Annotated in this window: 14 protein-coding genes; 4 read left to right on the forward strand and 10 right to left on the reverse strand. The window is 66.4% G+C overall.

Annotated elements, in window-relative coordinates; genetic code table 11:
* Nucleotides 1-211 precede the first annotated feature (211 nt).
* A complete protein-coding gene (locus IEV83_RS05490) occupies nt 212-991 on the forward strand; it encodes an SDR family oxidoreductase (RefSeq protein ID WP_181758614.1) in 780 nt (259 codons plus the stop codon).
* A gap of 106 nt (nt 992-1097) precedes the next feature.
* Here the strand turns inward: IEV83_RS05490 and IEV83_RS05495 are convergent, their stop codons facing one another.
* The 3 genes from IEV83_RS05495 to IEV83_RS05505 all read right to left on the reverse strand — a co-directional run bounded on the left by IEV83_RS05495 (nt 1098) and on the right by IEV83_RS05505 (nt 7335).
* Nucleotides 1098-2420, reverse strand: a complete 1323-nt coding sequence (locus tag IEV83_RS05495; protein ID WP_181758613.1) for an OmpP1/FadL family transporter — start codon at nt 2418-2420, stop codon at nt 1098-1100.
* Between the two features lie 551 nt (nt 2421-2971).
* On the reverse strand, nt 2972-6145 hold the full coding sequence (locus IEV83_RS05500; protein WP_181758612.1) for an efflux RND transporter permease subunit: 3174 nt from the start codon (nt 6143-6145) through the stop codon (nt 2972-2974).
* The gene (locus IEV83_RS05505; protein WP_181758611.1) at nt 6142-7335 is read right to left on the reverse strand and encodes an efflux RND transporter periplasmic adaptor subunit; all 1194 of its coding nucleotides are present in this window, start codon (nt 7333-7335) and stop codon (nt 6142-6144) included. The genes IEV83_RS05500 and IEV83_RS05505 overlap by 4 nt, the downstream gene beginning before the upstream one ends.
* A 353-nt stretch (nt 7336-7688) precedes the next feature.
* Between IEV83_RS05505 and IEV83_RS05510 the strand changes: the two genes are divergently transcribed.
* Nucleotides 7689-8408 (forward strand): TetR/AcrR family transcriptional regulator, encoded by a 720-nt coding sequence (locus tag IEV83_RS05510; RefSeq protein ID WP_181758610.1) that lies wholly within the window; start codon nt 7689-7691, stop codon nt 8406-8408.
* Between the two features lie 27 nt (nt 8409-8435).
* On the opposite strand, the gene IEV83_RS05515 is transcribed toward IEV83_RS05510, so the two are convergent.
* Nucleotides 8436-9551, reverse strand: coding sequence for a TRAP transporter substrate-binding protein (locus IEV83_RS05515; RefSeq protein ID WP_181758609.1), 1116 nt, complete (start codon nt 9549-9551; stop codon nt 8436-8438).
* Nucleotides 9552-9917: 366 nt separating this feature from the next.
* Here IEV83_RS05515 and IEV83_RS05520 point away from each other — a divergent pair, with 366 nt between their 5' ends.
* A complete protein-coding gene (locus IEV83_RS05520) occupies nt 9918-10154 on the forward strand; it encodes an Lrp/AsnC ligand binding domain-containing protein (RefSeq protein WP_181758608.1) in 237 nt (78 codons plus the stop codon).
* A 59-nt stretch (nt 10155-10213) separates the two neighbouring features.
* Here IEV83_RS05520 and IEV83_RS05525 read toward each other — a convergent pair whose 3' ends face one another.
* Both IEV83_RS05525 and IEV83_RS05530 read right to left on the reverse strand, forming a co-directional pair.
* Complete coding sequence (locus tag IEV83_RS05525; RefSeq protein ID WP_181758607.1) at nt 10214-11200, reverse strand: DMT family transporter; 987 nt, start codon at nt 11198-11200, stop codon at nt 10214-10216.
* Nucleotides 11201-11433: 233 nt separating this feature from the next.
* Nucleotides 11434-13737 (reverse strand): xanthine dehydrogenase family protein molybdopterin-binding subunit, encoded by a 2304-nt coding sequence (locus tag IEV83_RS05530; RefSeq protein ID WP_181758606.1) that lies wholly within the window; start codon nt 13735-13737, stop codon nt 11434-11436.
* 269 nt (nt 13738-14006) lie between these two features.
* Between IEV83_RS05530 and IEV83_RS05535 the strand changes: the two genes are divergently transcribed.
* A complete protein-coding gene (locus IEV83_RS05535; RefSeq protein ID WP_181758605.1) occupies nt 14007-14972 on the forward strand; it encodes a DMT family transporter in 966 nt (321 codons plus the stop codon).
* Between the two features lie 31 nt (nt 14973-15003).
* Here the strand turns inward: IEV83_RS05535 and IEV83_RS05540 are convergent, their stop codons facing one another.
* The 4 genes from IEV83_RS05540 to ade form a co-directional block, all read right to left on the reverse strand.
* Nucleotides 15004-15876: a substrate-binding domain-containing protein gene (locus IEV83_RS05540; RefSeq protein ID WP_181758604.1), complete on the reverse strand. Its 873-nt coding sequence runs from the start codon at nt 15874-15876 to the stop codon at nt 15004-15006.
* Nucleotides 15877-16022: 146 nt separating this feature from the next.
* Nucleotides 16023-17252, reverse strand: coding sequence for a sensor domain-containing diguanylate cyclase (locus IEV83_RS05545; protein ID WP_181758603.1), 1230 nt, complete (start codon nt 17250-17252; stop codon nt 16023-16025).
* A gap of 223 nt (nt 17253-17475) precedes the next feature.
* Nucleotides 17476-19140 (reverse strand): long-chain-fatty-acid--CoA ligase, encoded by a 1665-nt coding sequence (locus IEV83_RS05550; protein ID WP_181758602.1) that lies wholly within the window; start codon nt 19138-19140, stop codon nt 17476-17478.
* 241 nt (nt 19141-19381) lie between these two features.
* On the reverse strand, nt 19382-21100 hold the full coding sequence (gene ade, locus IEV83_RS05555) for an adenine deaminase (RefSeq protein ID WP_181758601.1): 1719 nt from the start codon (nt 21098-21100) through the stop codon (nt 19382-19384).
* Nucleotides 21101-21297 lie beyond the last annotated feature (197 nt).

The following is a 21297-nucleotide window of genomic DNA, read 5'->3' on the forward strand; positions in this document are numbered from 1 at the left end:
TCCCGACCTGGGTTCGCCGAGAGTAGTGCGCGACTTCGGTCTCAGAAATATGACAGCGCCCGACAAAAGAGCGTAAGGCTTGCTTGCCGGCATGGCCGCGCGGAGCCCCAGCTCAGCCGCTGCCGCGATGGACAGGCGAGCGCGTTTCCCGCTAACAGACAAGAAGGAAATCCGGGCCTTACCGGCTTGGCAAAAAATGGGAGGAAGGGTCATGGACCTGGGTATTTCCGGCCGCAAGGCAATCGTTTGCGCATCGAGCCGGGGGCTTGGGCGCGGCTGCGCCGAGGCGCTTGCCGAAGCCGGCTGCGATCTGGTGATCAACGGTCTCGACCCGCAGCGGCTGGAGGCAACGGCGGCGGATCTGCGCGCCCGATTCGACGTCACCGTCGAGGCGGTCGCCGCCGACATGTCGACGCTTGAGGGTCAGAAGGCCGTGCTCGCGGCCTGCCCGCAGCCGGACATTCTGGTCAACAACAATGGCGGCCCGCCGCGCCGCGACTTTCGCGAGCTGGACCGGGAGGCAATGATCGCCGGCGTCATCCAGAACATGATCTCGCCCATCGAAATGATCCAGCAGGTCGCCGACGGCATGGCCGAACGCGGTTTTGGCCGCATCGTCAACATCACCTCGATCACGGTCAGGATGCCAATCGAGGGGCTCGACCTGTCCAGCGGTGCCCGGGCCGGGCTGACCGCCTTCCTCGCCGGGGTCGGGCGGACCTATACTCACCGCAATGTGACGATCAACAACCTGCTGCCGGGCAAGATGGACACCGACCGGCTGCGCGGCGGCTTCGCGCGCGCGGCAGCCCAGAGCGGTGCCAGCGTCGAAGAGGTGCGCGCGGCACAGGCGGCGGAAATCCCCGCCCGCCGCTTCGGCACCGCCGAGGAATTCGGTCAGGTCTGCGCTTTCTATTGCTCACGGCAGGCCGGCTATGTCACCGGCCAGAACATTCTGGTCGACGGCGGTCTTTATCCGGCGGCGTTCTGAGCGCACCGTCTCTCCATTCACGCAAAAGGCCGGCGGATCGCTCCGCCGGCCCTTCTTCATGTGGACGCCCCCTGTCCACACTCAACGATCAAAGGCTCGTCCCGCCTCAGTACTTGCGGATCGGATCCAGTTCCGGCCGCTCGACCGGCCCGCCCCAGGTGTAGCGCAGCGAGGCCGAGACGATATTCACGTTGGCATCCACATTCGAGCTGTAGGTACCAAGGGCCGGAACATAATCCTGATGGCCCGGCCCGATGTTGACCCGGGTATCGGCGGTGCGGATGTAGGTGTAGCCGAAGTCCATCGCCAGATTGTCCATCACCTGGTAGCTGGCACCGGCCGACAGCCACAGCCGGTCATTATCCGGCAGGCGGGTGGAGCGAATGTCCGTGTCGATCGGCGACAGTTCATAGCCGATACCGGCGCGCAGGGTCAGATCCTCGTTGAAGTCATATTCGCCGCCAATCGAGAAATACCAGCCATCGCTGTAGTTGAACGGCAGCGCCTTCGCCACCGTGCCATTGGGCATAACAGCGCGCGGGGTCTTCAGCCGGCTCCAATTGGTCCATTCCACGGTGCCGAGAACGCGAAACGCGTCGGTCACCCGCTGCTTGACCGACAGGTTGACCATATCGGGCGTGATCAGATTGGCGGTGATCGGGGCGATGCCACTTGGCGAGGAGACCGTTCCACCCAGTTGATGCGCCACACCGGACCGGTATCCAAGGCCGATTTCCGTTCCCGCGATTGGCTTGAGGGTCACACCGGCGGTAACACCGAAGCCGATGTCATCGCCCTCCAGCGCGGCGGTCGGAAAGCCCGGGACGTTCGGAACGCCGGTCTTCAAGGACACGGCGAACTGCTGGATCTGCAGGCCGAAGGCGAAGGACAGCATCTCGTTGAACTTGTAACCGATCATCGGCGTCACATTCAGCGAGGCGGCCTTGGAGGAGCGGGAGTAGAACTGGCCGGCCCAGTTGTCGTTCGGCTTGGTCGACAGGCCGAAGGGCGCGTTGATCGCCACGCCGAAGAACACCTGATCGGTGACCTTGTAGGCGGTATAGCTCGCCGGAATATAGGCGTCATTGGCGATATCGCCGGAGGGCGCGGAACTGTTGGGCAACACGATGCCGAATGGTGGAAGCGCCACGCCCGAGGACGTGAAGGTGCCATCCATCTTCGCCGTCGGCATGAGCAGCGTGTTGTGCGCCTCGAAGGTCAGCCCGTCGGGCGCACCGGTGATCGTCGCCGGGTTCCAGAAGATCGAGGAGATCGACGGGCCGGTGGTGCCGTAGCCGGCGAACGACATGCCCTGATAATAGGAGCTCTGCTCACGCAGGGCGAACCCGCCCGCGGAAGCTTCGGTGGCGATCCCCACGGCGGTCAGCGCCGACACGGCCAGAAGCGCGTTCTTAATCCTGTTTGTCATATCCGGTTTTTTCCTCCCAACAACGCAAACGCGGCGCACCACCCCTGTGCACTCTTAACGTTAGCGTCATGTTGGGCAGGAAATCCCGGTCAGGCAAACCCGTAGCAGCGCCTCCCGGGCACCTCACTAGTCCCGAAAACTGGCGGCTTTCGGCCATTCCGCAACGGAAGAAGATCGGCTTCGGCGGGAGATTTGCCAGAATTCGTTCGATTTGTGTCAATTTGATTGCGGTCGCGATCATCGATCGAACGAATGCCTATATTTTAGGCAGGTCAGACCCCAAAATGACGCCCCCTCGATTTGGTCGAAGCTGTGGCAAAAATGCGACAGGCGCACCTGTCAAAACAACCAGTGATAGCGAATCACATGACGCCACACAGACGAAATCGCGAATTGGAACAAAGTTCCGCATGACGGACCTTGCGTCGCGAACGTACCTCCTATCGCCCGTATAAAGCCTCAGGTTGCGGCGGAGAAATGCAGCGAACGGACGCCGCCGCGCATGGCTCGGCGCCCGCCCTCCCCGCCGGCCGAAACCGACGGGGCGCGCATCACTCCGCCGCCTGCGGCAGAACCGTCGCGGGGTCCGTTTTCCGTTCTGCCGTGTCCGTGTTCCGCTGGCTGTCTCCGCCCTCCGGCTCAAGCATCTCCGCGTCGGTCCTGTCGAGCCGCCGGCGGAACCACAGGGCATAGAGCGCCGGCATGAACAGCAGCGTCAACACCGTGGCGACCGTCAGCCCGCCGATCATCGACACCGCCATCGGCCCCCAGAAGATGCTGGTGGTGAGCGGGATGAAGGCGAGAACGGCAGCCAGCGCGGTCAGGATCACCGGCCGTGCCCGGCGCACGGTGGATTCGACGATCGCCTGACGCATGGTCGCGCCGGCGGCAAGATCGTGCTCGATCTGGTCGGCGAGGATTAGCGTGTTGCGCATCACCATGCCGCCAAGGGCGATCACCCCGAGAATGGCAACAAAGCCAAAGGGTTCTCCGGAGATCAGCAGCGCTGCCACCGCCCCGACCAGCCCCAGCGGGAAGGTCAGGAACACCAGGATCATCTTCGAGAAGGACTGCATCTGGATCATGATCAGCAGCATCATCGCCAGCAGCATCACCGGGAAGACCTTGGACAGCGCCGCATTGGCTTTGCCTGATTCCTCCGCCGCGCCGCCCGCATCGATGCGATAGCCCGGCGGCAGCGTCGCCTCGATGGCCTCGATCTGCGGCATCAAGGCCGCCGTCACATCCGGCGCCTGCACGCCGGGCATGATGTCGGAGCGCACCGTCAGCACCGTTTCGCGGTTGCGACGCCACAGGATCGGCTCTTCCGCCTGATAGCTGATCCGGGCCACCTGTGAGACCGGAATGGCCTGCCCGTTGCGCACCGCGATCACCAGATCGCCGATATCGCCGAGCGCCGCCCGTTCCGCCGCATCGGCGCGCACCACCACGCCAACCGAGTGCCGGCCATCGCGCAGGCTGGTCGCCTCCGCCCCCGACAACAGCGCCTGCAGGGCAAGGCCGATTTCCTCGCTGGTCAGTCCCAGCGCCCGGGCCCGGTCCTGGTCGACCGAAAGGCGCACCGACTTGACCTTCTCGCCCCATTGCAGCTCGGTGTCGCGGGTATCGGGATTGGCGCGCATGGCAACCTGCACCCGGGCAGCGATGCGCCGGACCTCCTCGATATCCGGCCCCACCACCCGGAACTGCACCGGATAGCCGACCGGCGGCCCCAGTTCGAGCCGGTTGGCGCGTCCACGCACCGCCCCTTCGCTGGCCGCGAAGCGGGCACGCAGCTCCGCCAGCAGCTTTTCGGCGTGCTCCCCGCCCTTGGTCTGGATCAGGATCAGCGCGTAATTCGCATTCGGCAGCGCCGGATTGTAGGCGAGGAAGAAGCGCGGCGCGCCGGCGCCGATGTAGGAGGTGAAATACTCAAGATCCGGGCTTTCGGCGAGCATCGCCTCCACCGCACGCACCTCCCGCTCCGTCGCGGCAAAGGCCGCCCCTTCCGGACCGCGCAGGTCAACGAGGATTTCCGGCCGGGAGGAGTTGGGAAAGAACTGCTTCTTCACAAAGCCCATGCCGTAGACCGCCGAGGCCAAGAGCCCCACCGTCAGGAGCACGACCGGCAGGCGGAAGCGCACCGCGCCGGAGATCATGCCGCGCAAGGCATTGTAACCGCGCGTGCGATAAATCGCGTCCTCGTCCACATCCCCGCGCTCCGCCGCGTGGCGTTCCAGCGAGCGCGGCAACAGCTTCAGGCCGAGGTAAGGGGTGAACACCACCGCCACCAGCCAGGAGATCAGAAGCGCGCTGGTCACCACCCAGAAGATGCCGCCGGCATATTCGCCGGCCGAGGATTTGGCAAAGCCAACGGGGAGGAAGCCAGCCGCCGTCACCAGGGTGCCGGTCAGCATCGGAAAGGCGGTCGATTCCCAGGCGAAGGTCGCCGCCCGGTACCGGTCCCAGCCCTGCTCGATCTTCACCACCATCATTTCGATGGCAACGATCGCATCATCCACCAAAAGGCCGAGCGACAGGATCAGCGCCCCCAGCGAGATCCGCTCCAGGTCGATGCCCATCTGCAGCATCACCAGGAAGGTGCCGGCAAGGGTCAGGGGCACCGACAGGGCAACGACGATCCCGGTGCGAAAGCCCAGCGACAGGAACGACACCAGGAGGACGATGGAAATCGCCGCGACGAATTTCAGGAGAAACTCGCCAATCGCCTCTTCCACGACTTCCGGCTGGTTGGAGACCTGATGCAACTCGGCGCCGAGCGGCAGCCGGGTGCGGATCTGCGAAACCTTCTCCGCCAGACGTTCGCCAAGCTCCAGCACGTTGCCGCCATCGGCCATGGCCACGCCGAGCATGATCGCCGGCTTGCCATTGTAGCGGGCGGCGAAGCGCTGCGGATCGGAAATGCCGCTATGGATCCGCGCCACATCGCCCAGGCGGAAGGTCCGCTCGCCCGCCCGCACCGGCACCGCCGCCACCGCTTCGACACCGGCGAGCTTGCCGCTCACCCGCACCTGTACCGTTTCGCTGGGGGTGTCGACCGAGCCCGATGGCACCACCGCGTTCTGCCGCGCCAGCGCATCGAAGATGGCGCTGATCGGAATGCCGAGCGTCGCCATCTTGGCGTAGGAGATATCGACGTAGATCTTCTCGTCCTGCTCGCCGAACAGCTGCACCTTTTCCACGCCCGGGACGGACAGCAGCGATTGGCGCGCCATCTCCGCCAGGTCGGACAGTTCCGACCAGTGGGCATCCGGCGCGGTGATCGCATGCACCTGCACGAAGACATCGGAATATTCGTCGTTGAAGAACGGTCCAAGCACGCCGGCCGGCAGATCGCCGCGAATGTCGCCGACCTTCTTGCGCACCTGATACCACAGATCGGCGACCTCCGAGGGCGGGGTCGCGTCGTCGAGCACGATCTGCGTCGCCATGAACCCGGGGGTGGCGTAGGTTTCCAGCCGCCCCAGCCAGGGCAGGGTCTGCAGCCGGGTCTCGATCTGGTCGGCCACCTGCTCCTGCATTTCCTGGGCGCTGGCGCCGGGCCAGGCGGCGGTGACCACCATCACCTTGACGGTAAAGGCCGGATCCTCGTTGCGCCCCAGGTTGGTATAGGACCAGATCCCCGCCGCCGCGGTGACGAGGATGAAGAACAGCACCAACGCCTGATGGCGCAGCGCCCAGGCGGAAAGGTTGCACCCGCTCATTGCAGCGCCCCCACCTGCACCCGCGCCGACGCCGGGCGCCGCTCAAGACGCACCTCAAGGTCCGCGTCGAGGCGATGAACGCCCATGCTGACCACCAGATCGCCCGGGCGCAGACCGCCGGTGACGAAAGCCTGTTCGCCGGACAGCCGGGAGACGGTCACCGGCACCGGCTCCACATGGGAGGCTCCCTCCTTGCCGCGCCAGACATGGGCCGCCTCGCCCTTGTACCAGACAGCGGAGAGCGGAACGGCCATCTCGCCTTCCGCCCCGCTCAAGGTGAGCTTGACCACTGCTGTCATGCCGAGCCGGGCCAGATCGTCGGGATCCTCCATGGCAAAGCGGGCGGTGAAGGTGCGCGCCGCCGGGTCGGCCTGGGGCGACAGCTCGCGCAGCCGCGCGGCCAGCGGCCGATCCGGCGCCACCCACAAGGTGATCTCGGCCCGGGCGGTGCCGATTGCCTTCACATAGGTTTCCGGGATCGCCACCTCGGCCTCGCGCTCGCCGTGGCGGGCCATGCGCACGATCGGCTGACCGGCGGCGATCACCTCGCCGGGCTCGGCCAGGGTCGCCGTCACCACCCCATCGACCTCGGCCACAAGGGTGGCATAGGCCAGTTGGTTTTCCGCCAGCCGCTCGCGTTCCCGCGCCGCCTTCAGGGTCTCCGCCGCCGCATCGGCGCCGGCCACCGCCCGGTCGAGCGCCGCCTGGCTGACATGCCCCTTCTGTTTCAACGCCCGCAGCCGGGTCAATTCATCGGCGCTGCGCTCCGCCTCCGCTGCCGCCGCGCGCGCCCGAGCGGTTTCCGCCCGCATCGCCACCTGAAGATCATCCGCGTCGAGCCGGCCCAGCACATCGCCGCGCGTCACCAGATCGCCAACATCGACGGTGCGTTCCGCCAGCTTGCCGCCGACCCGGAACGCCACCGGCGCATCGCTGCGTGCCCGCACCGTGCCGGAAAACTCAAGCGTCTGTTCAGAGGCCGCCACCACCGGCTCGACCCAGACCGTGCGCGGCGGCGGCGCCACGACATCCTCCGCCGCATCCGGCTGGCATCCGGCGAGCAGGCTGGCGACCAACCCCAGAGCCAACAGCCGGGGAGCCACAGCCGCGCCCCCGCGCGCTGCCCGCCACAATCCGGCGTGCCTTGCTCGGCGCCGGCTCGGCGTCATGAAATCGGTCATTCCTGGCATGGCGATGGCTCCAGACAATTGCCGGCGTGGCGGTTGTCACCCGCCGACGCAGTCCCGCCAGCCCGTCGCTGGCAGCGCAGGCCTGCTATATTTGCGTAAAACTGACGATTGTCAATAAACGTCAGAGAATATATATCAGAAGTCAGCAGTTGACGGATCTCCATGTGGCTCGCATGTTCCAATGGAGATGGAATCTTCCCCATCCGGCTTCCGGATGGCGAATGGCGTTCGGTCTGCGTCCCGGGGCGCGCGCATGGCGCGGCAGGCCCCGAACGGAGCGCCGGTCGCCGTGCGGACGAACGTCGCCCACCGGCGACACCTCCGCCAGCGGAACACATGTGATTGGACAGCCCATGACAGACACAGCGGAACGGCAAAGATCAGTTGATGAAGTCGCGGCGACCCGCGATGGCATCACCAGCGCCGCTGCCCGGGAGACCCGCCGGCGGATCGTCGAGACGGCCAACCGCCTGTTCCACATCTACGGCTACCAGAAGACGACCATCGCCGACATTGCCCGCGAGCTCGGCATGTCACCGGCCAACGTCTACCGGTTCTTTGCCTCCAAATCGGAGCTGACCAAGGCGGTCGCCCTCGTCGTCACCCAGCATCTGCGCGAGGTCATGCTGAAGGACATCGCGGAAAATCCTGAGGCCACCGCTTCGGAGCGGCTGCGGGTGATGGTGCGCAGCCATTTCCACCATATGCGCGAACGCTACACCGAGAACCGCAAGATCCACGATCTGCTCGAAGCGGCCATCGAGGAAGCCTGGGACGAGATCGAGATGCACAAGACCGCCATGCGCGAGACCTTCGCCGTGGCCATCCGCCAAGGCATCGAAACGGGGGAGTTTCCGCAGCAGGACGCCGATGCCTCGGCGATGCTGTTCCAGCATTCCCTGGTGATGTTCTTCCATCCGGCGCTGGTCGCCCAGAGCTGCCGCTGTCTCAGCGAGGGGCATCAGGACCTGATGTTCGATCCGATGGTCGATTTCGCCCTCGCAGCCTTGCGCGACGGCCGCTTCCGGCAGCTCGCGCCGGAGCTGCTCGCTCCGCACCAGCGCGACTGCTGAAACGCCCCGCCAGCCGGCGGGAGCGGATTACAGCGCGCGGGCCCGCAGCATCAGCCCTTCGGTGACCGCGCTCCAGGGGCCGAGATGGGCCTGCGCCTCGGCGTAGCTGTTGTAGATCTCCCGGGCGAGATCGCTGGTGGCCGCCAGCCCCGACACCACATCCGCCGAGGTCGCGCGCAGCGCCAGCAGCACGTCCTCCGGATAGTGGCGCACCTCAACCCCATCGTTTTCCGTCAATTGGCGCAGCGCGTCCGCATTGAGCCAGTTGCTTTCCGACAGGGCGCGCGAGGTCTCGACCCGGCAGGCGGCGCGGATGATTTCCCGAAGATCTTCCGGCAATCCGTTGAAGGCCACCGCATTGACCAGCGCCTCATAGGTGCCATTGGGCTCCTGGAACCCGGGCGCGTAATAGAGCTTCGACACGGACTGAAACCCCAGCGCCCGGTCGCTGGCCGGGCCGAGGAATTCGGCCGCGTCGAGAAGCCCGCTGCGCAGGGCCGGGATCAACTCTTCCGCCGGCAGGGACACAGGCGTTGCCCCGAGCCGGCGCAACACCTCGCCGCCGAGCCCCGGCATCCGCACCTTCAGCCCGTTGAGATCCTCCAGCCGCTCCACCGGACGGGTGAACCAGCCGCCCATCTGCCCGCCGCTGTTGCCGCCCATGAACGGCTGCACCCCATAGGGCGCATAAAGCCGCTCCCACAGGGCCTGTCCGCCGCCCAGTTCGATCCAGGTCATCTGCTCCTGCGGCAACAGGCCGAAGGGCACGGCGGAAAAGAACACCGCCGCCGGCATCCGCTCCTGCCAATAGGCCGAGGCCGCATGCCCCATCTGCGCCGTACCGCCGGACACTGCATCGAACACACCGGCCGGCGGCGCCAGCTCTCCGGCAGCAAACAGCCGCACGCGCATGCGCCCGCCGCTCATCACCTCGATTGCATCGCAGATCCGCTGCGCCGACTGGCCGGGGCCGGGCAGGTCCTTCGGCCAGACCGTGGCCATTTTCCATTCGATGGTGGTCTGGGCAATGGCGGGGCGGGCCAGTCCGGCCACGGCTCCCGCTCCGGCAAGCCCCAGCGCCCCGCGCCGTGACAAGAGCACCGCCGATCCCTGTTCCGGCTTGATATCGCGGCGCGTCGTCATCGGCCATTCCGTCCTGTTGTCCAGCCCACCGGTGCAAGGCCTCCCCCCACAAGGAGCATCCGAACCGAAACCTAAAGCATTTTACCGGCGAGTGGAATCACCTGCACGCCGAGGGAATACGGACCGGTCCGCGCTCGGGCGCCACACAGATGGCGGCCCGGCGCCCCGGATGCAAGACCGGCATCGGCAGAATCCCCGAACCGCCTCCTTCGGACAACATCCCGGGTTGTCCCCTGGCATCCGCCCCTTGCTCCGGACGGCCGCTTCCGCTTCACTGTCGCCGAGTCGCCCGCCGCGCGACAGCTGGCGCGGACGTCGCGCCCGGTGCCGCGACCCGGTCGGGCCGGCCATGCAACGGAGAATTCGATGGTTCCCTTTTTCGTGATGATCAAATGCCACCTCGGCAAGGCCTATCAGGTCGCCAATGCCATCGCCGACGCGGAGATCGCCTCCGAGATCTATTCCACCGCCGGCGATTACGAGTTGCTGGTCAAGTTCTACGTCGATGACGAGACCGACATCGGCCATTTCGTCAATGAGAAGGTCCACCCGTTCGAGGGCATTCTCGACACCAAGACGATCATCACCTTCAAGGCGTTCTGACGCGGTTTCCGACGCTTCGCGCCGGCGCCAACACAAGGCGCCGGCCCAGCGCTCCCGCCTCAGGCCTTGGACGGGGTCACCGTCCGGCGCTCCTTCGACCGGTCAAGGCCCAGCGCGCGCTCGCGGAAGATCACGAACACCCCGGCGCCGATGACGAAACAGGCACCGATCAGCACCTCGATGGTCGGCACCTCGGCAAACACCAGCCAGCCGGCAATCACCGTCCACAACATCGTGGTGTAGTCGAACGGGGCGATGGTCGAGGCCTCGGCGAAACGGTAGCAATGGGTCAACAGGATCTGGCCGAGGCCGCCGAACAGGCCCATGGCCACCAGGATCAACGCATCCTGGGCCGTCGGCATCGTCCACCCGAACGGCAGCGTCAGAAGGGCGAGGACCGAGGACACCCCGGCGAACCAGATGACGATGGTGGTGGTCCGCTCGGTGCTCGTCAGTCGGCGCACCTGGATCATCGCCAAAGCCATCATGCAGGCGGAGCCGAAGGCGAACCCGGCACCGAGCCCGTTGACCCCGTCCACGCCAGGCAGCGCCGTGCCCAGATGCGGCGACAGGATGATCAGGATGCCGCAAAAGCCGATGCCGACCGCCGTCCAGCGGTAGACCCGGACGCGCTCGCCCAGGATCAGCGCGGCCAGCACCACCATGATCAACGGCGCGGAAAAATTGATCGCCGTCGCGTCGGGCAACGGCAGGCGGGCGAGCGCGGCGAACCACAGCGCCATCGCCGACCCGCCGATGATCGCCCGGCCGACATGCCCCATCGGGCGCGCCGTCTTGACCACCGACCAGGACTCGCCCTGCCAGAGCGCCATGACCAGCACCGGCAACAGGCCAAACAGGCTCCGCGCGAACACCAGTTCGCCGACCGGATAGCGGTCCGCCACCAGCTTGATCAGCACCACCATCACCGTGAAGGCCAGCGTCGCGCCGATCTTCAGGGCGATCCCGAGCTTCGGATTGTGGCGATTGAGATCCAGCCCTGCCGGGCGCTCCTGGGATGACGCATCGGCGCTGCGAACGGACATGACAACCTTTCGGGAAGCGGATCAGCCCCGGGCCCGGGCGCGTCCGCAAGGAGGGAAGATCGGCTCAGGTTAGGCCATTCATATGATGAATGACAGGGCGCCGATCCGCACCGGGCACAGATCTCCCCTGCGCCGATTGCATACCCCAAGGTCATCACAACGCCCCTTCCGGAACGCGGCCCGAAGGTTCTCCGGACCGCGCCCCTCCCCGGCAGCCGCGCTTCCGGCCCCCGTCAGGCGCTGGCTGCCCGGATCGCCTCCCAGACCCGGTCCGGCGTTGCCGGCATGTCGATCCGCTCCACACCGGCGCCGCGGCGCAGGGCGTTGTCGAGCGCATTCATCACCGCCGGGCAGGCGCCGATGGTCCCGGCCTCGCCCGCCCCCTTGATGCCCAGCGCATTGGTGGTGGAGGGCACGTTGTGGGTGGAAAAGCGGATGTCCGGCAGGTCCCCGGCGCGCGGCATGCGATAGTCGAGGAACGAAGCGGTGACGAGCTGGCCGTCGGTATCGAAGACCGTGCGTTCCATCAAGGCCTGGCCGATGGCCTGCACCACGCCGCCATGCACCTGACCGGTGAGCAGCAGCGGGTTCACGACCACGCCGAAATCATCGACGATCACATAGTCGAGCAGCGTGGTCTCGCCGGTGTCCGGATCGACCTCCAGCTCGCAGATATGCGTGCCATTGGGATAGGTGGCCTCGGCCTGCTTGACCGCCTCGCGGGCGGCCAGCGGCTCCGGCGCGCTGGCGGCGATCTCCGCCAGCGTCACGGCACGGTCGGTGCCCACCACCTGCACGTTGCCGCCGATCAGCTCAAGGTCCTCCACCCCAGCTTCCAGCCGGTCGGCGGCCAGTTCCTTGACCTTTTTCACCAGACTACGCGAGGCCTCCAGAACCGAAGGCAGGCCGATCGGGATCGACCGCGAGCCACCGGTGCCCCCGCCTCGGCGCACCCGGTCCGTGTCGCCCTGCACCGTGGTGATCCGGTCGAGATCGACACCGAACTGTTCGGCGATGATCTGGCCATAGGCGGTGGCATGGCCCTGCCCGTTGGTCTGGGTGCCGATCAGCAGGGTCAGCGAGCCATCGGTGCCCAGTTCCACCGTCGCCTCCTCCGAGCCGGGGAAGGCGCAGGCCTCGACATAGGTGGCAAGGCCGATGCCGCGATACCGCCCGCGCGCAGCCGACGCCTGGCGGCGCGCCTCGAACCCGTCCCAGTCGACCGCCTGAAGCGCCAGATCCAGATGTTCGGCGAAGGCGCCCGTGTCATACATCCGGCCCGTCGCGGTGGTGTAGGGCAGTTGCTCCGGCGCGATGAAATTGCGCCGCCGGATTTCGGCCGGCGACAGATCCATCTCCCGTGCCGCCTTGTCCACCAGCCGCTCCAGCAGATAGGCCGCCTCGGGGCGTCCCGCGCCGCGATAGGCATCGGTCGGCACCGTGTTGGTGTAGACCCCATTCAGGGTCAGATGGATGGTGGAGACATCGTACAGACCGGTGGCCATCGAGCTGCCGACGAAGGGAATGGACGGTCCGTACTGATGCAGATAAGCGCCCATCGCGGCGATCAGCTCGAACCGCATTGCCATGAAGCGGCCGTTTTCATCCATCGCCACTTCCGCAACCGAGACATTGTCGCGGCCATGGGCGTCGGCGAGGAAATGCTCGGTGCGCTCACAGATCCATTTCACCGGCCGGCCGAGCCGCTGCGCCGCCACCAGGCTCAGCGGATATTCCGGATAGGCGAATGCCTTGGTGCCGAAGCCGCCGCCCACATCCGGCGTCACCACCCGCAACCGGGCCGGATCGATGCCGAGAATGTCGCCGGCAACAATGTCCCGCAGTCCGTGCCCGCCCTGGGTGCCGACGGTCAGGGTGTAGCGCTCGCTGCCCGCATCGTTTTCGGCGATGCAGCCGCGCGGCTCCATGTAGTTGGCCACCAGACGGTTGTTGACGATCTCGATGCGGGTGATCTTGTGCGCCGCCGCGAAGGCCGCCTCGGTGGCCGCCGCATCGCCCCGCTCCACGGTGAAGGCGAGATTGCTGCCCCGCTCCGGCCACACCAGCGGAGCACCGGGGGAAAGCGCGTCGCCGGTCTCCACCACCGCCTCAAGCGGCTCATAGTCGATCTCGATCAGCTCCGCGGCGGATTTCGCCGCGTTCACGCTGTCGGCGACGATGTAGGCGATCGGCTCGCCGATATGGCGCACCGTGTCCACCGCCAGCACCGGGCGATGGGGCACGTCATTTTGCGACCCGTCCGGCTGGGTGACCAGCGCCTTGGTCGGCATCGGCCCCAGATCGCCGATCTCGGCGGCGGTCAGCACCAGCGCCACCCCGGGTGCGCCCCGCGCCGCGTCGAGCCCATCGAGCGAGATCCGCGCATGAGCCATCGCCGAGCGCAGCACATAGCCGTGCAACGCGCCTTCGGGCTGGATGTCGTCCACATACCGGCCCTTGCCGACGATCAGCGCCGCGTCCTCCTGACGCCGCACCGGTGCGCCCATGCCGAATTTCGCCGGAACAACCTCGTTCATACCGTCCGCCTCGCTTGGAATCTCGAATACCGTGAAAGTGTCTCCCGCGCCGTCCACCCCGGCCCCGGGCCTTCGCCGTTTGCGCACATGCCCCGGTCGGGCGACCGGCCCCACGTGCCACCTCACCGTGCAGCGCGCGTTGTTTCGCCGAACTTAGCTGCAACCACCCACCCGCGCCAAGTGTCTATTCATCCTACAAAACACTCCACATCCCGGCCACACGGGTCTATGCTTGCCGCAATCTCCTCTTGCCCGGACCCTTTTCCCGCATGTCCCCTCCCCGGACGCACGCCCGCGTCATTCGCCGTCTCCATGTCGCAAATCACCGCCTGTCGTCCCTGCCGGGCAATCTGCGCGGCATCTTGTGGATGCTGGTGGCCGGCCTGTTCTTCACGACCATGGTGACCCTGATCAAGCTGCTCGGCGCGCGGCTGCATGTCACCGAGATCATATTGATCCGCCAGATCTTCATGGCGATGATCGTCGCCCCGACCATCGTCGCCGGCCTGCCCGGATCGCTGGTGACCCGGCACGGGCACCTGCATGCCCTGCGCATCGCCTGCGCCTCCGTCGCCATGTTCGCCGGCTTCACCGCGGTGGTTCACCTGCCGCTCGCCGATGCCACGGCGCTGTCCTTTTCCAAGACCTTCTTCGTCACCATCTTCGCGATCCTGTTTTTAGGGGAAACCGTCGGCCGGCACCGCTGGCTGGCAACCATCGCCGGGTTCATCGGCGTTCTGGTGATCCTGCGCCCGGATGCGGGCGGCGGTGTCAACCTCTATGCCGGCCTTGCGGTTGCCGGGGCCGCCGCCGCCGCCGTGGTGATGATCCTGATCCGCAAGCTGTCGCAATTCGAGCGGCCGGTGACCATCCTGACTTATCAGGCGGTGTTCGTCGGGGTGATCATGCTGCCGTTTGCCATCGCCAACTGGAAGACCCCGACCCCGGCCGAATGGGGGCTTTTGGTGATCGCCGGCTTCGTCTCCTGGGCCGGGCAGATGTGCAACATCCGCGCCTTCCGCGCCGGCGAGGCCTCGGCCATCGCCGCGTTCGACTACGTGCGGCTGCTCTATGCCACCGCCATCGGCTTCCTGCTGTTTTCCGACCTGCCGGGCCTGCATACCCTGGCCGGCGCGACGCTGATCGTCGCCGCCGCGCTCTACACGGCCTGGCGCGAGGCCTATCTCGGCAAGAAGGTGACCACCCAGTCGGGCCTGCGCTCCGACCCGCCCTGAGCGGCCCGCCCCGCGCCCACTGGAGGGGGCCTTAGCCTCCGTTGAAATGCGGTCTCCACAGCCGCTCGATCCGGTAGCCGCCCAGGGTGGCGGCCATCTCCCGCAGCGCCGGCGTGCCGCAAAAGGCGACAAACGCCTGAAACGGCGGCTCGAACCAGTCGCGCCGGGAAACCAGCAGGTCGAAGCGCTCCTCGCACACCGGCACGAAATCCAGCTTGAATTGCCGCGCCGAGGCTTCCAGCCCGAAGGCGACCTCGGCCCGGCCATCGAGCACCGCCAGTGCCGCCTCGCGCTCGTCCCGCGCCATCGGCCCGGTGGCCGCCGGCGGCGTCAATCCCTCTTCCGCAACGAGCCGCTCCAGCAGCAACTGGCCCCCAGCCTTGGCCTGGCGGCGCACCACCTGACGCCCGGCGAGATCGGCAAGCCGGGTGATCCCGGCCGGATTGCCCGGCGCGACGATGAAGCCACGGCTGCGCCAGGCCCATTCGACCAGCACCACCGGGCGGTAGCGGAACCGGCGGGCGATCACCTCCGTGTTCCACCCCTCTTCCTGCACCACATGCAGGCCGGCAGCGATGCCCTCACCCGCTTCGAACCGGTCGAGCCCGTCGAGACTGCCGTCGAACAGCGCGGCAAGGCCGGAGCCGGATTCGCGCAAGGCCCATTCCAGCAGCGGATCGTGGCTGCCCAGCACCACCGGCGGACGCATCGCATCAGAGGACGGCGCGTCGCTGGCATTGGCGATCCAGGCCAGCACCTCCTCGCGCGGAAACAACAGCTTTCCGGTGGCGCGGCTGTGCGGCACCTCGCCGGCGGCGGCCAGATCGTAGATCTTCCGCTCCTTGACCCTGAGGAGATCGGCCATTTCCCGGGTGGTGAGATAGGTCGGCAGGTCACCACTCATCAGCGCGTTCGTCCTGGGCTCGGGTATGGTGTCGGGTCAGCGCAAGGCGTTGAAACCGCTGGGCCGACAATGCCAAGCCGGGCCGGCAATCGCAAGCGTCATGCCGCCGACGCAAGATGCGCCGCCCGGCCATGCGCCAGCGCCGGTCAGCCGCCCCGCTGCGTGCGTTTGTTTTCATAAAGGATCTGGTCGGCGCGCTGCACCACCTCATCCGCGTCGAGCGCGCCGTCCGTTTGGAACAGGCCGTGGCTGAACTCGATCACGGTGCCGGGCTTCGACAGCCGTTCCTGGATGTCGGTCAGCTCGTCGCGGATCGCCGCGATCGCCCGTCCCGCCCGGTCCTCGGCCGTCTCCGGCCAGATGATCAGGAACTCGTCGCCGCCCCAGCGCCCGACCGTGTCCACATCGCGCAGATGCTTGCCAACCGCCTGGGTGAAGGCGACCAGAACCTCGTCGCCGACATGATGTCCGTGGCTGTCGTTGATGGTCTTGAATTCGTTGAGGTCGATCATGGCCACGGTCAGCTCATGGCCGAAGCGCCGGCAGCGCTCCAGCTCGCCGCGCAGGATCTTTGACAGGTGGCGCCGGTTGTAGACGCCGGTCAGCGGATCGTTGGTCGCCGCCCGCTGCAACTCCTCAATCAGCCGGGCGCGCTCGGAAATATCGCGCACCACGGCGATGAACTCGGTCGCCGTGCCCACCTTGATCTTGGCGATGGTCACCTCGGCGGGAAACTCGCTCCCGTCGCTGCGCAAACCCATCACCGTCACCCGGGTTTCCATCGGCCGCGACATGATCGGCGAGGTGCCAAAGGATGCCACATAGGCTGGATGGCGCTCGCGGTATCGCTGCGGAATGAGGGTCTCCAGCCGCTTGCCGTAGGCCTCTTCCTTGCTGACCTTGAAGATCTCGCAAGCAGCGGTGTTCATCAGCACGATCTCGCGGTCCTCATTGACCGAGAGGATTCCGTCATAGGCCGCGTCCACGACGGATTCGAACCGGCTTTGCGATTGCGCCAGCGAGCTTTGCAGCGACTTTTTCTCGGTGATGTCGATGCAGGTGTTGAGCACCCGCCGGGCCGCGCCGCGCTCGGTGAACACCGGTGAGAACACGAAACGCCACCAGCTCACCCGGCCGCCCCGGTCGATCACCACTTCCGATTCCACCGGGCTTTGCGTCCGCAGGCATTCGTCCATCTGCTCGCTCAAGGGCAGGCAGAGATAGCGGGGAAAGATGTCCGCCAGCCCATAGGCGACAACCCCGTCCATCTCCTCCCGTTCCAGCATGGCCATGTACTGCCGATTGGCGGCCAGCATCACATAGGCGTCATGCTCGCCCTTGCTGAAAACGGCAACGCTGGCGCCAATGGCGTTCACGAACGAGTTCAGAGTCTTACTGTTTTCCGAGGAGAAGGGCATTGGGAGAATCACAAGTGGCTGCGGGACCGCCCTTATCGGCCGCGCTCCCTCCCCCCGTCAACTCGGCGACGGGGAAAGCTTGCGAGGCGCAGGCGTCCCACGCTCCCGCGGGGCGCGGCGAAGCTCTCCGGTCGGCATCACCGCCCGCGAAGCCGTCGCCGCATCTCCCGGAGCCCGGGGGTCAGCCGTCCGCAGAGGCCGCCGCCCGCTTCTCCGCTTCCTCCTCGACCAGTTCCTTTTTCGACAGCTTGCCGACCATGGTCTTGGGCAACGTGTCGCGGAACTCGATCTCCTGCGGCATCTCGATCGGCGACAAATGCCCCTTGAGGAACAGCTTCATTTCCTCCGCCGAGACCTCCGCCCCCTCCCGCAGCTTGATGAAGGCCTTCGGCGACTGGCCGCGATAAGTATCCGGCACGGCGATGACAATCGCCTCCTCCACCGCCTCATGCTGGTAGATCGCCTCCTCGATCACCCGCGGATAGACATTGTAGCCGGAGCACAGGATCAGGTCCTTGATCCGATCGACCAGATAGATGAACCCGTCCGGGTCGCGGTAGCCCACATCACCGGTGTGCAGCACCCCATCCTCGATGGCCCGGTTGGTCTCGTCGGGCCGGTGATAATAGCCCTTCATCACCTGCGGCCCGCGCACCACCAGTTCCCCCTTTTCGCCTTCCGGAACAGGGCGGGACAGGTCCTCCAGATCGCGGAACTCGATCTGCGTGCCGGGCACCGCCAGACCGATGGAGCCGGCGCGCCGGTTCTCGTCGAGCGGATTGACCGCCACCACCGGCGCACATTCCGTCAGACCGTACCCCTCCACCAGAATGCAGCCGGTCAGGGTCTCGAACTGGGTCTTCACCTCCACCGGCAGCGGCGCCCCGCCGGAAATGCACAGGTTGATCGACGTCAGGTCGTAGCTCTTGGTCTGCTCGGCGTTGTTGATCGCCGTGTAGATGGTCGGCACGCCGGGGAACAGGGTGATCTTCTTGCGCACGATGGTATCGAGCAGCATCTTCAGCTCGAACCGGGGCAGCAGCACCATTTCCGCGCCGAGCACCACCGAGAGGTTCTGCGCCACCGTCATCGCGAACACGTGGAAGAATGGCAGCACGCACAGCATCTTTTCCCGCCCGGGCTGGGCGGCGGCGAACAGGGTGCGCATCTGCTCGATGTTGGCGGAAAGGTTGGTGTGGGTCAGCATCGCGCCCTTGGGCACCCCGGTGGTGCCGCCGGTGTATTGCAGCACCGCCACATCCTGATCCGGGTCGATCTCGACCGCCCTGGCCGTGCGGCCACCGGCGATCAGATCGGCAAAACGCGGATGCGCCGCATCCTTGGGGATCGAGGCCCGGTCGCGGCCCTTGAACAGGGTGAACAGCAGCTTTTTCGGCTGCGGCAGGATATCGGCCATCGGGCAGACGATGATCGTGTCGAACGCCCCTTCGCGCCGCACCGTCTCCACCTTGTCGAAGATGATCTTCAGGTCCAGCGTGACCATGATCCGCGTTTCGGAATCATGCGCCTGGAAGGAGATTTCCCGCTCCACATAAAGCGGATTGAAATTCACCACGATCCCGCCGAGCTTCAGCACCGCGAAATAGAAGATCGTGTAATAGGGCGTGTTGGGAAGGCACAGGCCGACCTTGGTGCCCTTCTCTACCCCCAGGGCCTGAAGCCCCGCCGCGGCCTTGTCCGCCAGCGCGCCGATCTCGTCATACCGCCAGACCTTGCCCATGAAATCGGCGGCCGGCCGGTCTCCATGATCGCGTACCGCCGCTTCCAGATAGGTGTGAAGCGGCTTCGGCCGGAATGTGGCGAGCCAATCCTGTGGGTCGGTCATCGCGGATCCTCCCTGACTTTTCTGAACCGATCCCCGCCGCCCCCCTTGCGGCGGTTCCAGCGCCGTGCCCCCGCGCAATGAGAAAGGGAACCAGTCACCTGGTGGCGCACCATGCCGAACGCTTCCGTTTACGTCAACGGAAAACCCCGTTAATCCGGGAAACACGGTACAAGGATACGCCCGCGCACCGGTCGCACCAATGCAAATTTCGCCATCCGGTCATGGCGGGGTCGGGGCCGGCTCAGTCGACCAACGCGAACCGATCCACATCGAACAGCCCCATGTCGGTGATCTTCAGATGGGGGATCACCGGCAGCGGCAGGAAGGCCACCTGCAGGAACGGCTCCGGCAAGGTGCAGCCGAGTTCCCGCGCCGCCGCGCGCAAGCCTTCCAGTGCGCCGCGCACCGTTTCGAACGGCTCCAGGCTCATCAGCCCGGCGAGCGGCAGCGCCAGTTCCGCCAGCACCCGGTCCCCATCGGCGACAACGAAGCCGCCCTTCAGCGCGGCGATCCGGTTGACCGCCGTGGCCATCGACTGGTCGTCGGCACCGACCACGCAGATGTTGTGGCTGTCATGGCCGACCGAGGAGGCAATCGCCCCGCTCTTCAGGCCGAACCCGGAGACGAAACCCCGACCGATGTTGCCGCTGCGCCCGTGCCGCTCCACCACCGCGACCTTGACCACATCCTGCGCCGGATCCGCCCCGGTCTCGCCGCCGGCGACCGGCAGGGAGCGCGTCAGATGTTCGGTGATGATCCGGCCCGGCACCACGCCGATCACCGGCTGTTCGTTGGCGCTGCCGGCGGGGATGCGAAAATCCTCCGCCGTGATGGTCCGCACATGCACGCTGTCGAGCCCGACCGGCGCCACATCGCCGCGCGCGGCGAAGGCGGTCGCATCGGCCAGCCGGCCGCCGGCGATCACCTGGTGCACCCGGCAGTCGGCAAGATCGTCGAGCAGCACCAGATCGGCCCGCCAGCCCGGCGCCACCAGCCCCCGGTCGCGCAGGCCGAAGGCATTGGCGCCCGACCAGCTTGCCGCCCGATAGGCATCGACCGGACGGGCGCCACCGGCGATCAGCCGGCGGATCATGCTGTCCAGATGCCCCTCCTCGGCGATATCGAGCGGATTGCGATCATCGGTGCACAGGCAGACGAAGGAGGCGGTCTCCGCCGTCAGGATCTCCGCCAGCGCATCAAGGTCCTTGGACACCGACCCTTCGCGGATCAGGATGGTCATGCCCTTGGCCAGCTTCTCCCGCGCTTCCGCCGCCGTGGTCGCCTCGTGATCGGTGCGGATGCGCGCGGCCAGATAGCCATTGAGATCGCCGCCGGACAGCATCGGTGCGTGGCCATCGATATGCCCGTCCTGAAAGGCGGCGAGCTTGGCGATCACCGCCGGGTCGCGGGCAAGAACCCCGGGGAAGTTCATGAATTCCGCCAGGCCGATCACCGCCGGGTGATCGCGCATCGGCTGCAGGTCGTCGATTTCCAGCCGGGCGCCGGCGGTCTCGAAGGCGGTGGCCGGCACGCAGGAGGAGAGGTTCACCCGAAGGTCCATCACCGTGTGCTCGGAGGCTTGCAGGAAATAGCCGATCCCCTCCGCCCCCAGCACATTGGCGATCTCATGCGGATCGCAGATCGCCGTGGTCACCCCGTGCGGCAACACGCAGCGGTCGAACTCCAGCGGGGTGACCAGCGAGGATTCCACATGCAGATGGGTGTCGATGAAGCCCGGCACCACATGGCGCCCGCCCGCATCCACCTCGCGGCGGCCGCTGTAGCGCTGATGGGTGCCGACGATCCGGTCGCCGACGATGGCGATGTCCGTTTCGTTCACCGATCCGTCGATCACCGAGAACAGCCGCGCGTTGCGGATCACCAGATCCGCCGGTTCCTCGCCCCGGCCAGCGGCAATCGCTCGTTCGAGAAAGGCGCCATCGTGAGGAATACGCTGCATCCGCTGTCTCTCCTGACCTGTTCGCCGCCGCCAGCCCATCCGGACGTGCCGCTGAATGTCGTGAAAGTTGAACGCGTTTCAAGGCTTGGCGCAACCCGTCGGCCGCGCTCTCCCCGCGCTTTGCGCCGCAGCATCGAAAGCGGTTGACTCCGGTCGGGTGTGGTTCATTATTTAAATCACCTGAAATTAATAATGCG

The organism is Stappia taiwanensis (assembly GCF_014635285.1).
GTDB lineage: Bacteria > Pseudomonadota > Alphaproteobacteria > Rhizobiales > Stappiaceae > Stappia > Stappia taiwanensis.

Coding starts and splice junctions, on each gene's coding strand:
- IEV83_RS05490 (WP_181758614.1), top strand. CDS start 212: ATGGACCTGGGTATTTCCGGCCGCAAGGCAATCGTTTGCGCATCGAGC.
- IEV83_RS05495 (WP_181758613.1), bottom strand. CDS start 2,420: ATGACAAACAGGATTAAGAACGCGCTTCTGGCCGTGTCGGCGCTGACC.
- IEV83_RS05500 (WP_181758612.1), bottom strand. CDS start 6,145: ATGAGCGGGTGCAACCTTTCCGCCTGGGCGCTGCGCCATCAGGCGTTG.
- IEV83_RS05505 (WP_181758611.1), bottom strand. CDS start 7,335: ATGCCAGGAATGACCGATTTCATGACGCCGAGCCGGCGCCGAGCAAGG.
- IEV83_RS05510 (WP_181758610.1), top strand. CDS start 7,689: ATGACAGACACAGCGGAACGGCAAAGATCAGTTGATGAAGTCGCGGCG.
- IEV83_RS05515 (WP_181758609.1), bottom strand. CDS start 9,551: ATGACGACGCGCCGCGATATCAAGCCGGAACAGGGATCGGCGGTGCTC.
- IEV83_RS05520 (WP_181758608.1), top strand. CDS start 9,918: ATGGTTCCCTTTTTCGTGATGATCAAATGCCACCTCGGCAAGGCCTAT.
- IEV83_RS05525 (WP_181758607.1), bottom strand. CDS start 11,200: ATGTCCGTTCGCAGCGCCGATGCGTCATCCCAGGAGCGCCCGGCAGGG.
- IEV83_RS05530 (WP_181758606.1), bottom strand. CDS start 13,737: ATGAACGAGGTTGTTCCGGCGAAATTCGGCATGGGCGCACCGGTGCGG.
- IEV83_RS05535 (WP_181758605.1), top strand. CDS start 14,007: ATGTCCCCTCCCCGGACGCACGCCCGCGTCATTCGCCGTCTCCATGTC.
- IEV83_RS05540 (WP_181758604.1), bottom strand. CDS start 15,876: ATGAGTGGTGACCTGCCGACCTATCTCACCACCCGGGAAATGGCCGAT.
- IEV83_RS05550 (WP_181758602.1), bottom strand. CDS start 19,140: ATGACCGACCCACAGGATTGGCTCGCCACATTCCGGCCGAAGCCGCTT.
- ade (WP_181758601.1), bottom strand. CDS start 21,100: ATGCAGCGTATTCCTCACGATGGCGCCTTTCTCGAACGAGCGATTGCC.